Source organism: Rhodovarius sp., from assembly GCF_040399605.1.
Classification (GTDB): domain Bacteria; phylum Pseudomonadota; class Alphaproteobacteria; order Acetobacterales; family Acetobacteraceae; genus Rhodovarius; species Rhodovarius crocodyli_A.
In genome coordinates, this window is the sequence record NZ_JBBARU010000030.1 from 20,475 (window position 1) to 34,707 (window position 14,233).

Here is a 14,233-nt window from a genome sequence, read left to right on the forward strand (position 1 = left end):
GGGCACTATTCCATCCGAATCTGGCCGGCCTGCACCACCTCGGCCCAGCGGGCGGAGGAGACCCGCAGCCGGGTGGCGAAATCCTCCGGCGTGCTGCCAATGATATTGCCGCCCTGCCCGGCCAGGGCGGCGCGGGTATCGGGCTCGGCCAGCGCGGCCCGCAGCGCGGCGGCCAGGGCGCTGAGCCGGCCGGCCGGCACCCCCGCGGGGGCCAGCACGCCATAGAAGGTGTCGGAAATCACGCCCTCAATCCCGGCCTCGGCGATGGTTGGCACATCGGGCAGGCCGGAAAAACGCGCCGCCGCGGTGATGCCCAGAGCCCGCAGCGCGCCGCCCTGCACCTGCGGCAAAAGGCCAGTCACATCGCCCAGCATCATCTGCACCCGCCCCGCCACCAGATCGGTGATGGCCGGCGCGGCGCCACGATAGGGCACATGGGTGATGGTGATGCCGGCCTTCTGGCGGAAAAGCTCCGCCGCCAGATGCAGCGAACTGCCAATACCGGCCGAAGCATAGGCGATGCTGCCCGGCGCGGCGCGCGCCATGGCCACCAGCGCGGCCACATCGCGCGCCGGGAAAGCCGCCGGCACCGCCAGCAATTGCGGCACGGCCAGCACCTCGCTCACCGCCGCAAGGTCGCGCAGCGGGTCATAGGGCATGCGGGGCATGATATGCGGCGCGATGACCAGCGCGCCGGTGCTGCCCAGCCCGACCGTATGGCCATCAGGCCGCGCGCGGGCCACCGCCTCCATCCCGACCACGCCGCCAGCGCCGGAGCGATAATCCAGCACCACCGCCTGGCCGAGCGAGGCGCGCAGCGGGCGCTCCAGCAACCGGGCGATCGTATCGGCCGGCCCGCCGGGCGGGAATGGGATGATGATCCGCAGCACCGGCTCTTGCGCCAGCGCCAACCCGGGCGTGGCCAATGCCGCCAATAGGGTCCGTCGTTTCACGCCGCAGCCTCCGCTAGGTTGGTCAGCCCCTGGCCGGCAAGCGGCGGAGCCACACCGTCCGGCAAGGGAATATCATGGTTGTTCAAGGTGTAGGAGACCAAGGTGTAATAGCCTATCAGTGCCGTCAGATCGACCACACCACGCGTGCCCCAGCGCGCCAGCACCGCGTCATAAAGCGGCTGCGGCACAATCCCCTCATGGTGCAAGGCACGGGTAAAGGCATAGATCTCGCCATCCGCCGCATCATCGAAGGCGGGGGGCGCGGCATGGCGAATGGCCTCAATCACTGCTTCCGGCAGCCCGGCCTCGGCGGCGGCACGGGCATGCACCCACCATTCGATCTGGCTGCCAAAACGCCGCGCGGTGATGATAATCGCCAGCTCATCCAACCGCTTGGGCAGCGCGGTGCGAAAGCGCAGCACCTCGCCCAGCGCCGACCATTTTTCCGCCAGTTCCGGGTTATGGATGGCGGCGCGCAGCGGGCCGATAATAGTGCCGCGCGGCCCCGAGACCACGCCATCATGCACCCGCTGCTGCTCGGGCGATAATTCCTCCCGACCCGGCAGCGCGATGCGCGGCATCAGACCACGCCTTTCGCCGCCAGGGCCGCATGGTCGAGCCCCAGCTCGGCCAGGATTTCCGCGGTATGCTGGCCCAGTACAGGCGGGCCTTTTTCGTATTGCAGCGGCGTCTCGGTGAAATTCAGCGGGCTGACCACCGTGGGCACATCGCCCGCCACCGCATGCGGCAGCCGGCGCAGCATGTTGCGATGCTGGATCTGCGCTTCCTCAAACACCTGCGGAATGGTGTTGATGGGCGCAGCCGGCACGCCAGCAGATTCCAGTGCCGCGGTGATCTCGGCGCGGGTGAAATCGGCGAAGCGGGCGAGCAGCGCGGCCCGCATCGCATCGCCATTCTCCACCCGGGCGCGGTTGGTGGCGAAGCGCGAATCATTCGCCCATTCCGGCCGCCCCACCGCCGCCGCCATTTTTGCGAACTGCCCGTCATTGCCCACAGCCAGCACGAAATGCCCATCGGCGCAGGGAAACACATCCTGCGGCTGCACATTCGGGTGGCGGTTGCCATGGCGTGTCGGCGTCTTGCCGCCCATCAGCCAATTCATCGATTGGTTGGACAGGAAGGCCGCCTGCACATCCAGCATGGCAAGATCAATCCTCTCACCCACACCGGTGATATTGCGCCGTTCCAGCGCCGCCAGAATGCCCACCGTGGCGTACATGCCGGTCATCATATCCACCACTGGCACGCCCACCTTTTGCGGCCCGCCGCCCGGCGCATCATCGCGCTCGCCGGTGATGCTCATCAGGCCGCCCATGGCCTGGATGGCAAAATCATAAGCCGCCTGGCCGGCACGCGGGCCGCTCTGGCCAAAGCCGGTCACCGAGCAATAGACCAGCCTTGGATTGATCGCCCGCAGCGAGGCAGCATCGAGGCCATAGCGCGCCAGCGCGCCCACCTTGAAATTCTCCACACAAACATCGGCGCTTTCCGCCAGCTTGCGGATGATGGCCTGACCCTCAGGCTTGGCCATATCCACCGTCACAGAGCGCTTGCCCCGGTTGCAGGCCAGAAAATACCCGGCATCGCGCCCGCCCGGCAGAAAGGGCGGGCCCCAGCCGCGGGTGTCATCACCCTCGCCCGGGCGTTCGATCTTGATGACATCCGCACCCAGATCAGCCAGGATTTGCGTGCACCAGGGTGCCGCCATGACCCGGCTGAGGTCGAGCACCCGGATATGGGAGAGTGCGCCCTCAGCCATCGACGGCCGTCGTCGCAATCATTGAGGGGCGGGCGCTGAAAGCGGCATACCATTCGGCCAAGGCCGGACGGCCCTCGCGCCAGCCGATATGGGCGAAGCGGAAATCAAGATAGGCCAGCGCCACCGCCAGCGTGATGTCACCAATATCAGCGCGGCCGGGCGGCGGCGCACTCACATGGTTCAGCATGGCGGTGGTTTTGGTGGCAAAGGCGGCCAGAAGCCCAGCACTTTGCTGCGCCGGGGCGCGGGTGGCTTCGCTGCGATAGAGGATCAGCGCATCGAGAAAGCTATTGGCCAGGGCATGCCGCGTCAGCACCTCCCACCGCGCCGCCCCCGTGCCGAAGAGCTTACCCCCGGCCAGATCGCAGAAATATTCGCAAATTGTCAGGCTGTCATAGATCACCTGCCCATCATCCAGCACCAGGGTGGGGATCTTGTTCAGCGGGTTTTCCGCCAGCAGGGCCTCATTGATCTGCTCCATTCCCACCACGGTCCGGGTGGTGGTGATCCGATCGGCCAGACCCAGTTCATGGGCAACGATCATCACCTTGCGCACGAAGGGTGAGCGGGGGGACCAATGCAGCTTCATCGCGGTTTCCTCTTTCCTTAATATGCAGCTTGTGGCTTTCACGCCCGCCTGTCCATGATGCTGCAAAGCCACAAGGGAGGCATGCATGGCGGAGAGGTTCGACCCATGGCCGGAGGGTATCCAGCCCCATGTGCCCATTGCCGGCTATCCCAACACCTTCTCGCATACCCCCTCGGCACCGCTGATCCACAGGCCCGCCACCCGCACCGAACGCGCCGCCCCCGCCCGGCTGTCGCAAAAGCTGCTCTGCGGTGATGACAATCTGGCGGTGATCGCGCCGGGGCGGATAGCCCAGGGCCAATTGATCCATATCTCCGGCCGGGTGCTGGATGAGGATGGCCGCGGCGTGCCCCATGCGGTGGTCGAGCTGTGGCAGGCCAATGCCGGCGGGCGCTACCGCCACCCCATCGACACCCGCGACGCCCCGCTCGACCCGGATTTTATCGGCAATGGCCGGGTGCTGACCGATGCGGCTGGGCGCTACGGCTTCTTCACCATCCGCCCCGGCGCATACCCCGTGCCGGTGCCGCAGACATGGTGGCGGCCCCCGCATGTGCATTTCTCGGTGCTCGGCCCCGCCAGCCTCTCGCGCCTGGTGACGCAAATGTATTTCCCGGGCGACCCGCTGAACGCCCTCGACCGCATCCTGCAATCCGTGCCCGATCCCGCCGCCCGCGCTCGGCTGGTGGCGGCCATGGTGCCGCCGGTGGAGGTGGGGCTGGGCTGGCTCGCCTATCGCTTTGATATCGGCCTTCGCGGCCGCGCCGCCACGCCGGAGCTGCCGTGATGCTGCCCAGCTCCGAACACACCATCGGCCCCTTCTTCCCGCAGACCTTCTTCCGCGAGGGCGATAATGACCTGCGCCGCATCACCGCCGATGCCGCGCCCAGCACCAGGGGCGAGACCATCACCATCCATGGCGTGGTGCTCAAGGCGGATGGCGTGGCCTGCGTGAACATGGTGCTGGAAGCATGGCAGGCCGATGCCGCCGGCCGCTTCAACCACGAGGCCGACCCCGAGGCGCATCTGGCCGACCCGGATTTCCTCGGCTGGGGCCGGGCCTGGACCGATGCCGAGGGACGCTACGCCTTCACCACCCTGCTGCCCGGCGGCTATGTGGAAGGCAATCAAACCCGCGCGCCGCATATCAATCTCAGCATCATGGGGGCGGGGCTGATGCGCATCGCCCGCACCACCCTGTTCTTCCCACAGGGCGACAATGCCACCGACCCCATCTTCGCCCTGGTGCCGGCGCCATTGCAGGGCCGGCTGGTGGCGCAGCCCGATGGCCCGGGGCGCTACCGCTTCGACATCATCCTGCATGGTGGCGCCGAGACGCCGTTTTTTCAGGATTGAAAACACTCACGATTTTACCTCTACATATCAATGTACTAAACAAACCAAAATGTTATAAACAGTTATAAACACCAGGAGGGGTCGGGATACCGATCTAAGGGATCAATGGAAGATTACCGTATTCAGTTTTTGGATAACTCCGGATGGCGGACGTGTGTCAACTTCAGTTCCAGGAGCGATGGAGCACAGGTTCGCCGTGAGATGGAACAGGCACAGGTGTATTATCCTGGGCATCGCATCCGGTGTGTCGATTCTGAAGACCGACTGATCGACATGTTATAGGCAGTGGAGCATTCATAACAAATATTGGTATGACATCGTCAGAAATGCTCATATGAAACAGAGTGTAACATCGACCATACCAATCAAATCAACTATTGGTCAGGATTGAGCGAAGCCGATCAAGGCCTTCGCGGTGGCCTGAGGCTGCTCAGGCAACAGGGCATGGCCAGCGCGCGGCACCACCACCAGCGCGGCCTTGGGGCCCATGGCGGCCTGCAAGGCCTCCAGGCTGGGGGGCGGCGAGATGCTGTCCTCCGCCGCCGCGACGTAGAGCAGCTTCACCCGCTCCGCCGCGCGCAGCCAGGCGCGTTCCGTGGTCGCCGCCGTGGCCTCGCGCTGCATCCGCGCCACCGGCGGGTGCCAGCCAGGCAGCCAGACCCTGGCATCATTGCCGGGCGCAAAATAGCCGCGCTGCAAATGCCAAAGGCGCTGCGCCTCGCTCAGGCTCATATCAAAGCTGCCATTGATCGAAGCGCGAATCTCCGGGGCAATCTCGGTGGTGATGGCCGCGGCGAGGATAGCGATGGCGCGCACCTGCCCGGGCCTGTCATGCAGCAGCACCCGGGCAACCCAATTGCCGAAAGCATGGCCGACCAGCAGCACCGGCCCCAGCCGCTCGGCCTCGATCACCGCGGCGACATCAGCGGCCAGATCATGCAGGGTGAGGCCAACCATCGCCCCCTCGGAGCGACCAATGCCACGCGGCTCGGGCCGCACACAGCGCAGCCCAGCATCGGCCAAGAGCGGCACAACACCAGCATAATCCTCGGCACCGCGCCCAAGGGAGGGCAGCAGCACAATGGCCGGTCCATGCGCTGGGCCGTCGAGGAGCACCTCCACCACCGCGCCCTCGCGCCGCACCAGCCGAGCCTCAGTCATGCATGACCTCCCTTTATGGCCTCTTGCGCCATTGTCGAGCTAGGATCGCACCATGCCCATCACCTACGCCATGATGAAACAGGCCACGGCCGATCTCTACTCCTGGTCGCTGCGCAAAGTGCCCGATGACACCAAGGCCGCCCTGGCCCGGGCAAGGGATGCCGAGAGCAACCCGGTGGCCCAGCGCACGCTGGATATCATGCTCAAAAGCGCCATCGCAGCGGAGACCTCGGATCGTTTCGTCTGCTCCGATAGCGGCGTGCCGGTCTATTCCATTGGCCTGGGCACCCGCATCACCATGGATGGCGATATCAAGCAGGCGGTGGTCGATGGTTTTGCCGAATTGGTCGAGACCATCCGCCCGCCTTTGCTCAAACACGTGACCAATCCGCTGACCAATGAGCGCGGCTATCATGGCAAGGACATGCCGCTGATCACCTGGGATGTGATCGGCGGCGCCGATTATGTGGACATCACCTGCCAGCCCAAGGCGCTGGGCTCCGGCCGCTGGGCAGCGCTGGAGATCTTCTCCTTCCCCAGCCTCGCGCGGATTGAGGAATATGTGATGGAGTGCGTGCTCAAGGCCGGCTCGCAGCATTGCCCGCCGGTGGTGATCGGGGTGGGCATTGGCGGCACCTTCGACCATTGCGCCAAGCTGGCCAAACTGGCCACCATGCGCCCCATGGGCAGCCGCAACCCCGAGCCCGTGGTGGCCGCCATGGAGGAGAGATTGCTGCGCGCCACCAACCTCACCGGCTTCGGCCCCATGGGCACGGGGGGCGATACCACGGCGCTGGCCGTCCATGTGGAATACGCCTCCGGCCATGGTTTCACCCCCGTGGCGGTGGCGTTCAATTGCTGGATCAACCGCCGCACCCGTGCCCGGCTCTATGATGATGGCCGGGTGGAGCGGGTGGAATGAAGCGCCTCACCCTGCCCGCCAGCCGCGAGGCCATTCGCGAACTCCGCGCCGGGGACATGGTGCTGCTGGATGGCGAGATCACCATCACCGCCGGCCTGCCCACCATTCAACGCCTGGTGGAATGCGCCAATGGCACGCGCGAATTGCCCCAGGCCCTGGAGGGTGCAGCACTGTTCCACCTGGGCTCCTACAGCCAGGAGACGGCCTCGGGCGGGCTCGAAATCCTCTATATGAACCCCACCACCTCCACCCGCTTCAGCCCTTTGATGCCCGGGCTGATCCGCCATTTCTCGCTCTGCATGGTGGGCGGCAAGGGCGGGCTGGATGCGGCCTGCGCCGCCGCCATGGCCGAGGTGGGCTGCGTCTACCTCTCCTTCCTGGGCGGGGGCGCAGAGTTGCACACCTCGGCCATCCGCGAGGTCGTCTCAGTGCATTGGAGCGATCTGGTGGCGCATTATCGCCTCGTCACCTTGCGGGTGGAGGGGCTGGGGCCGCTCACCGTGGGAATCGATGCGCATGGCAAGAGCCTCTATGCGGATTTGCACGATGCGGCGGCACGGCGGATGCCGGAGATTCTGGCTGGCCTCGCGGCAGCGCGGGGCGATTAATCGGCGATCCGCGCGCCGCGTGGACAGCCGCCCCCCGCAATGACAGATTGCACCGCAGCATGAACACATCCACCCGCATCGGCCTCGCGGCGCATGAGGCGGCCATCCGGCGAGACCTCGACATGCTCGGCCTGCCGGCGAAATCCTGGCTGCCGCCCCGCCATGATGGTGCGCTGGATGTGCTGGTGGTGGGTGCTGGCATGAATGGCATCGCCGCCGCAGGCGCGCTCAAGCTGCGCGGCATCCGCAATATCGCCATGCTCGATGGCAGCCAGCCGGGCCAGGAAGGCCCCTGGATGACCTATGCCAAAATGGAAATGCTGCGCTCACCCAAGACTCTGCCCGGCCCATGCTTCGGCATCCCCTCACTGACCTATCGGGCCTATCACGAGGCGCGGTTCGGTCCCGCGGATTGGCAGGCGCTTTATAAAATCCCCAATCAGCTCTGGCAGGATTACCTGGGCTGGTTACAGGCAGTGCTGGCCCTGCCGCTGCGCCATGGCGCTGCACTGGACCGTCTGCTGCCCGAGGCCGGGCTGCTGCGGGCCGAATTGGCCTCTGGCGAGGTCATCCTCGCCCGCCGCGTGGTGTTGGCCACCGGGCGGGGCGGGGCGGGCGGGCTCTATTGGCCAGGCTTCATCGACCCCGATCTGCGCCCCGATCTGGCCGAGCACACCAATATCGCCATCGACTTCGAAAAGCTGCGCGGCAAGCGGGTGGCGGTGATCGGCGCCGGCCCCTCGGCGCTGGACAATGCGGCCGCCGCGATGGAACACGGTGCGGCCTCGGCCGATGTCTTCGTCCGGCGCAAAGCCCTGCCGCAGATCAACAAGGGCCGCGGCGCTTCCCATCCCGGCTTTCTGCGCGGCTGGGGTGAATTGGATGATGCCGACCGCTACGCCTTCCTGGTCTATGGCCAGGATCTGCAGGCGCCACCACCGCATGAGACGGTATTTCGGGTGATGCGGCTGGGGGTGCAGATCCATCTCGGCCAAGCGGTGGAACGCGCCTCCCGCGATGCTGAACAGGTGCTGCTGCGCCTCGCCTCGGGTGCGGAACAGCGCTTTGATTTCCTCATCATCGGCACCGGTTTCCTGGTCGATCTGGATCGCGTGCCCGAACTCGCCGCCTTCGCCCCGCATATCGCCCGCTGGGGGGACCGCTATTCCCCGCCGGCCGATTTGGTGCGCCAGGACCTGCTGGCCTTCCCCTATCTCGGCCCGGGTTTCGAGTTGCAGCCACGCAATGCCGGCGCGCCGGCCGAAATCAGCCAGATCCACCTAATGAATTACGGCGCCCATGCCAGCTTCGGCGGCATCGCCAGCGACATACCCGGCGTCGCAGTCGCGGCCGAGCGCCTCACCAACGCCATCACCCGCCATGCCTTCCGCGAAAATTTCCCCGCCCTGCGCCAGGCCGTGGAAGAATTCGACGAACCCGAACTGGAAGGCACGCCATTTTTCGTGCCGCGAGGATAACGCCCATGACCCGCGACCTATTGGATGATCTGGCCGCCATCGCGCCCGGCAGCACGCTGGATGGCCTGCGCGCGCTGCGCCCCGATATCCGCACCGCCAGCGCCGCCTGCGAGGCAGCGATTTTTGCCGCCCCCTCGGGCCTGACCAAGGGCGAGCGCCATGCCGTGGCGCTGCATGTCGCGGCCCTGCATGAATGCGCCGAACTGGCCGAGCATCACCGCCATCACGCCGGCACTTCACCCCGCCTGCCTGCCATGCTGGCCCATGCCGAGATGCTCTCGCTGCGGCCACATGCCGCCAGCCCCGCGGCGCTCGCCAAGCTGGCGCTGACACCGGCCGAGATCATCATGCTCAGCCAACTCATCGCCTATATCGCCTGGCAGGCCCGCGCGCTGCATGGGCTGAAGCTGCTGGGCGGCGAGGCCTTGGCCACGCTGCCCGCCCCCCCGCCCCCCATGGGCGGCACCGCCGATTTCGGCTTCACCGCCGATACGCTTGGCTGGCGCGCCTGGGTGCCGGTGCTGGACATCGCCGAGGCCACGCCGGAGCAGGAAAAAGTGCTGGATGAAAGCCACCCCAAGGCCCGCACCAGCGATTATTACCTGGCCCTGGTGCAGGAACCCGAAGTGCTGCATCAGCGCTCAAAACTCTTCAACACCATCATGTATGGCCCGCGCGGCGCCGCCCGGGCCGAGCGCGAATTGGCCGCCGCTGCCGAAAGCCGGCTGAATGGCTGCCCCTATTGCCTCTCGGTCCATGCCCAGCGCTATGTGCAGCTCAAAGGCGACCCGAAGCTCATGCAACGCCTGGTGGATGAGGGCGTGGGGGTCGCTATGGATGCGCGCTCACGCGCCATCACCAACCTCGCAGTGACCCTCAGCCACACCCCCGCCACCACCGGCAGCGCCGAGATCGAGGCGCTGCGGGAATTGGAGATGCAGGATGACGAAATCCTCGACATCATCCAGTCGGTGGCGATGTTCGCCTGGGCAAACCGGCTCATGCAAACCCTGGGTGAGCCGCTGCGGGGCTGAGCCGCCCCCTCAGGTACCACAGAAGGTGGCCAGCACCCGCTCCTCCGCGCGCGGCGGCTGGGCGTGGCGCGGCGCATCGGGCTGCTCCTCAAAGGGGCGGGCCAGCACCTGCACCAGCCGCTCGAAAGGGGCCATATCGCCCTGCGCAACGGCGGCGGTGAGCGCCTCCTCCACCATGTGGTTGCGCGGGATGAAGGCGGGGTTGAGCGCGCGCATGGAAGCGGCCGGCGTGCTGCCGGCCAGGGCTGCGCGCCAACCCTCGGCCCAGGCATCAAAGCCGGCGGGGTCGGCAAATTGGCCGCGCACCCGGTCATCCCCCTCGGCCGCATCGCAGAGGCCGCGAAAGGTCAGGGTAAAATCGGCACGCTGTTCGGCCATCACTGCCAGCAGCCCCTGGCTGAGCGCATCATCACGCGCCGGCAGGCCCAGCTTGGCCGAAAGCCCGCCGAGATAGGCGTCATGAAAGGCGGGGGCGAATTCGGCCAGTGCGGCCTGGGCCGCCGCCATTTGCGCCGCCTCATCACCAGGCAGGATGGCCAGCAGCGCCTCGGCCAGCCGGCAGAGATTCCAATGCGCCATCTTCGGCTGATTGGCATAGGCATAGCGGCCGCCATAATCGATCGAACTCAGCACCATCGCCGGGTCATAGCCATCCATGAAGGCGCAGGGGCCGTAATCGATCGTCTCGCCCGAAATGGTCATATTATCGGTGTTCATCACGCCATGGATGAAACCCACCAGCATCCACCGCGCGACTAACCCGGCCTGGGCCGCAACCACAGCGCGCAACAGGCCCAGCGCCCCCTCGGCCTGCTGGTGGTGCCGGGCGCGGGCATATTCGGCCAGGATCACCAGCGCCTCCTCATCCCCCCGAGCAGCGAAATACTGAAATGTGCCAACGCGGATATGGCTGGCTGCGATGCGGGTGAGCACGGCGCCGGGCACCGGCGTCTCGCGATAAACCTCCTCACCACTGGCCAGCACGGCCAGGCTGCGGGTGGTGGGAATGCCCAGCGCGGCCATCGCCTCGCTGATAATGTATTCGCGCAGCACCGGCCCCAGGCCCGCCCGGCCATCGCCGCGGCGCGACCAGGGCGTGGGGCCGGAACCCTTGAGCTGAATGTCCCGCCTGGCGCCATCGGGGCGGATCACCTCACCCAACAAAATCGCACGCCCATCGCCCAGCTGCGGCGAAAAGCCACCGAATTGATGCCCGGCATAGGCCTGGGCAATGGGCTCGGCGCCCTCGGGCACAAGATTGCCGGCCAATGCCGCCACGCCATCGGGGCTGGCCAGCACCGCCGGATCAAGGCCCAATTCCTCCGCCAGAGCCGTGTTCAGCTTCAAAAGCCGCGGCGCGGCCACGGGGGTTGGCGGCAGCCGGGCAAAAAAACGCTCCGGCAGCCGGGCATAGGAATTGTCGAAGCTGATGGTCATGACAGAGAAATCGGCCTTCATCGCCGCGGTTGCAACCCCAGCCCCGCTTGACCGCCCTGCCCGGCCCGGCCAAACCGGGTCGCGCCAAAACGAGGAAGATCGCCACCATGTCCGACGCCAAACAGGCCCAGATGGAAATCCTGTCCGGCGCGCTGGCCCATCTCAAGCGCTATGATGACAAGATCGTGGTGGTGAAATATGGCGGCCACGCGATGGGCGAGGAGGAGACGGCGCTGCGCTTCGGCCGCGATATCGCCCTGCTCGAACAGGTGGGCATCAACCCCGTGGTGGTGCATGGCGGCGGGCCGCAGATCAACGCCATGCTCAAGCGGCTGAATGTGCAAAGCACCTTCGTGCAAGGCCTGCGCGTGACCGATGAGCAGATGGTCGAAGTGGTGGAAATGGTCCTCGCCGGCACCGTCAACAAGCAGGTGGCCAATGCCATCACCCGCGCGGGCGCCCTGGCCGTGGGCATCTCCGGCAAGGATGGCAACCTTATCCGCGCCCGCAAACTCACCCGCATGGTGAAGGACCCCGGCTCGAACATCGAACAGGTGCTGGATCTGGGCCTGGTGGGCGAGCCTGAGCATGTCGATACCCGGGTGCTGAAATTGCTGCTCAGCGCCGATATCGTGCCGGTCATCGCCCCCGTCGGCGTGGGGCCGGATGGCCAGACCTACAATATCAATGCCGATACGGTGGCCGGCGCCATCGCCGGCGCGCTCGGCGCCGAGCGCATGCTGATGCTCACCGATGTGCCGGGCGTGCTGAACGAGAAGAAAGAACTCATCGCCGAAATGACAGTGGGTGAGGTTCGCGCCGGCATCGCCAATGGCATGATCTCGGGCGGCATGATCCCCAAGGTGGAGACCTGCATCTATGCCATCGAGCGCGGTCTGAAGGGCGCGGTCATCCTTGATGGCCGCACGCCGCATGCGGTGCTGCGCGAATTGTTCACCGATGGCGGGGCTGGGACGCTGATCCGGGCTTGAGGCTGGACCAGGGAGGGCTCTGCCCTCCCCGGACCCCACCCGCCAAGGGCCGAAAGGCCCTTGGATCCCCTTGGAAAGCATTTGCTTGTTTTACGACGGTCCAGGGGCCGCTCGCCCCTAGCGGGGAGGGTCTGGGAGGGGCCGCGCCCCTCCCAGGTGCCACCAGCACTACCCCCCACGCAACCTGCGCGCATTCGCCCGCGCCTTCGTCACAAACGGTGCCAATATCGCCGCCTGGCTGCCCCCCGCCATCATCGCCGCCGCACTGCTCTGCATGGCGGCCAGCTTCTCAGTCCCCATCCGCTGATATTCCGCCGCCGAGCAACTGCCATCCGCCATCATGCGGGTGCGGTGGATAATGGTCTCCCAGGAAGCGATGGAAAGCCGAGCCATCATCAGGGGCAGCGAGAAGGGGGAATATTTCATCCCCCTGACATGACGACCCCGCCCCCCCGGCGCAAGGCTTATTCGGCGGCTTGCGATACCTCGGCCATCGGCCGGGGCAGATATTTCGCGTATTCCTTCGGCACCACATGCCAGAAGCTTTCACGCTCCGCCGCCCAGTCATTCAGCAGGCGGGCGGCGAAACGGCTGCCCGTCTCGGCCACATGCCGCTCGATCAACCCCTTCAGCACGCCTTCCCAATGCGCCGAAGCCAGACGTTGCCAAAGCAAGGTCTCCGGGTTCAGCCGCTTCTCAAAGGTCAGGTCCGCATCATGGATGAAGGCCGAACCACCGGTGAAGCCCGCGCCGAAATTATCGCCCGTCGCCCCCAGAATCACCACCGTGCCGCCGGTCATATATTCACAGGCATTGGCGCCGGTGCCTTCCACCACCGCCGTCGCCCCCGAATTGCGCACCGCAAAACGCTCCCCCGCCTGGCCGGCGGCGAAGAGTTCACCCGCCGTGGCACCATAAAGGCAGGTATTGCCGATGATGGTGTTCTCATTCCACACCAGCGTGGAGGAAGGTGCGGGGCGCACCACAATCTGCCCGCCCGAGAGCCCCTTGCCGACATAATCATTGGCATCGCCAAAGACTTCCAGCTTCAGGCCGCGCACCGCAAAGGCACCCAGCGACTGTCCGGCCGTGCCGCGCAGCCGCACGGTCAGATGCCCGGGCTGCAGCCCGTTCATGCCGTATTGCCGGGTGATCATCGCACTCGTCTTGGTGCCGATGGCGCGGTGGGTGTTCCGGATATTGTAGGCCAGTTGCATCTTCTCGCCACGCTGGAAGAGCGGCGCTGCGTCGCGGATCATATCGGCATCCAGCGTCTCAGGCACCTCATTGCGCCCTTCCAGCGTGCAATAGCGGGCATGCTGGCCGGCATCGGCCTGCACCAGCAGCGGGTTGAGGTCGAGATCATCGAGATCATCGGCACCACGGCTGACTTGCTTGAGCAGATCGGTGCGGCCGATCACATCGGTCAGCTTGCGGAAGCCCAGTGAGGCCAGGATTTCACGCACCTCCTCCGCCACGAAGGAGAACAGGCTGATCACCTTCTCCGGCGTGCCTTCGAACTTCTTCCGCAGCGCCTCATCCTGGGTGCAGACACCCACGGGGCAGGTGTTGGAATGGCATTGCCGCACCATGATGCAGCCCATGGCAACGAGCGAGGCCGTGCCAATGCCAAACTCCTCAGCACCCAGCATCGCGGCCACCACCACGTCCCGGCCCGTCTTCAAGCCGCCATCGGTGCGCAGCCGCACCCGGTGGCGCAGCCGGTTGAGCTGCAAGACCTGATGCGTCTCCGACAGCCCCATCTCCCAGGGCAGGCCGGCATATTTGATCGAGGTGATGGGCGAAGCACCCGTGCCGCCAGAATGGCCGGAGACGAGGATCGCGTCCGCCTTGGCCTTCGCCACCCCCGCCGCGATCGTGCCGATGCCAGAGCGCGAGACGAGCTTCACGCAGACCATGGCA

General features: G+C 66.1%; 15 protein-coding genes. 7 read left to right on the forward strand and 8 right to left on the reverse strand.

The window, feature by feature from the left end:
- Positions 1-5 precede the first annotated feature (5 nt).
- The 4 genes from ABWP84_RS09770 to ABWP84_RS09785 are packed head-to-tail and all read right to left on the reverse strand — an operon-like array spanning position 6 to position 3,322.
- Positions 6-953, reverse strand: coding sequence for a tripartite tricarboxylate transporter substrate-binding protein (locus ABWP84_RS09770; RefSeq protein ID WP_353211835.1), 948 nt, complete (start codon positions 951-953; stop codon positions 6-8).
- A complete protein-coding gene (locus ABWP84_RS09775) occupies positions 950-1,534 on the reverse strand; it encodes a carboxymuconolactone decarboxylase family protein (protein ID WP_353211836.1) in 585 nt (194 codons plus the stop codon). Before ABWP84_RS09775 ends, ABWP84_RS09770 begins: the two co-directional genes overlap by 4 nt.
- On the reverse strand, positions 1,534-2,733 hold the full coding sequence (locus tag ABWP84_RS09780) for a CaiB/BaiF CoA-transferase family protein (protein ID WP_353211837.1): 1,200 nt from the start codon (positions 2,731-2,733) through the stop codon (positions 1,534-1,536). Before ABWP84_RS09780 ends, ABWP84_RS09775 begins: the two co-directional genes overlap by 1 nt.
- Entirely contained in the window at positions 2,726-3,322 is a 597-nt protein-coding gene (locus ABWP84_RS09785; protein WP_353211838.1) for a glutathione S-transferase family protein, read from the reverse strand. The genes ABWP84_RS09780 and ABWP84_RS09785 overlap by 8 nt, the downstream gene beginning before the upstream one ends.
- An 85-nt stretch (positions 3,323-3,407) precedes the next feature.
- Between ABWP84_RS09785 and ABWP84_RS09790 the strand changes: the two genes are divergently transcribed.
- Both ABWP84_RS09790 and pcaG read left to right on the forward strand, forming a co-directional pair.
- A complete protein-coding gene (locus tag ABWP84_RS09790; protein WP_353211839.1) occupies positions 3,408-4,109 on the forward strand; it encodes a protocatechuate 3,4-dioxygenase subunit beta in 702 nt (233 codons plus the stop codon).
- The gene (gene pcaG / locus ABWP84_RS09795; protein WP_353211840.1) at positions 4,109-4,678 is read left to right on the forward strand and encodes a protocatechuate 3,4-dioxygenase subunit alpha; all 570 of its coding nucleotides are present in this window, start codon (positions 4,109-4,111) and stop codon (positions 4,676-4,678) included. Before ABWP84_RS09790 ends, pcaG begins: the two co-directional genes overlap by 1 nt.
- A gap of 381 nt (positions 4,679-5,059) precedes the next feature.
- Here pcaG and ABWP84_RS09800 read toward each other — a convergent pair whose 3' ends face one another.
- Complete coding sequence (locus tag ABWP84_RS09800) at positions 5,060-5,839, reverse strand: alpha/beta hydrolase (protein WP_353211841.1); 780 nt, start codon at positions 5,837-5,839, stop codon at positions 5,060-5,062.
- 52 nt (positions 5,840-5,891) lie between these two features.
- Between ABWP84_RS09800 and ABWP84_RS09805 the strand changes: the two genes are divergently transcribed.
- The 4 genes from ABWP84_RS09805 to ABWP84_RS09820 are packed head-to-tail and all read left to right on the forward strand — an operon-like array spanning position 5,892 to position 9,881.
- Complete coding sequence (locus ABWP84_RS09805; protein WP_353211842.1) at positions 5,892-6,761, forward strand: fumarate hydratase; 870 nt, start codon at positions 5,892-5,894, stop codon at positions 6,759-6,761.
- Positions 6,758-7,369, forward strand: a complete 612-nt coding sequence (locus ABWP84_RS09810; protein ID WP_353211843.1) for a fumarate hydratase C-terminal domain-containing protein — start codon at positions 6,758-6,760, stop codon at positions 7,367-7,369. The genes ABWP84_RS09805 and ABWP84_RS09810 overlap by 4 nt, the downstream gene beginning before the upstream one ends.
- Before the next feature lie 59 nt (positions 7,370-7,428).
- Positions 7,429-8,847, forward strand: a complete 1,419-nt coding sequence (locus tag ABWP84_RS09815) for an NAD(P)/FAD-dependent oxidoreductase (RefSeq protein WP_353211844.1) — start codon at positions 7,429-7,431, stop codon at positions 8,845-8,847.
- 5 nt (positions 8,848-8,852) lie between these two features.
- Positions 8,853-9,881: a peroxidase-related enzyme gene (locus ABWP84_RS09820; protein ID WP_353211845.1), complete on the forward strand. Its 1,029-nt coding sequence runs from the start codon at positions 8,853-8,855 to the stop codon at positions 9,879-9,881.
- A gap of 9 nt (positions 9,882-9,890) precedes the next feature.
- Here ABWP84_RS09820 and ABWP84_RS09825 read toward each other — a convergent pair whose 3' ends face one another.
- Entirely contained in the window at positions 9,891-11,318 is a 1,428-nt protein-coding gene (locus ABWP84_RS09825) for a protein adenylyltransferase SelO (protein ID WP_353211846.1), read from the reverse strand.
- Between the two features lie 107 nt (positions 11,319-11,425).
- Here ABWP84_RS09825 and argB point away from each other — a divergent pair, with 107 nt between their 5' ends.
- Positions 11,426-12,310 carry an acetylglutamate kinase gene (gene argB, locus ABWP84_RS09830; RefSeq protein ID WP_353211847.1) on the forward strand — a complete coding sequence of 295 codons (885 nt, stop codon included), beginning with the start codon at positions 11,426-11,428 and terminating at the stop codon, positions 12,308-12,310.
- Between the two features lie 168 nt (positions 12,311-12,478).
- Here the strand turns inward: argB and ABWP84_RS09835 are convergent, their stop codons facing one another.
- Together ABWP84_RS09835 and ABWP84_RS09840 are read right to left on the reverse strand one after the other, a co-directional pair.
- Positions 12,479-12,736, reverse strand: a complete 258-nt coding sequence (locus ABWP84_RS09835) for a hypothetical protein (protein WP_353211848.1) — start codon at positions 12,734-12,736, stop codon at positions 12,479-12,481.
- 38 nt (positions 12,737-12,774) lie between these two features.
- Positions 12,775-14,233, reverse strand: a 1,459-nt coding sequence (locus ABWP84_RS09840; protein ID WP_353211849.1) for a glutamate synthase-related protein, incomplete at its 5' end; no start/stop codon positions are given.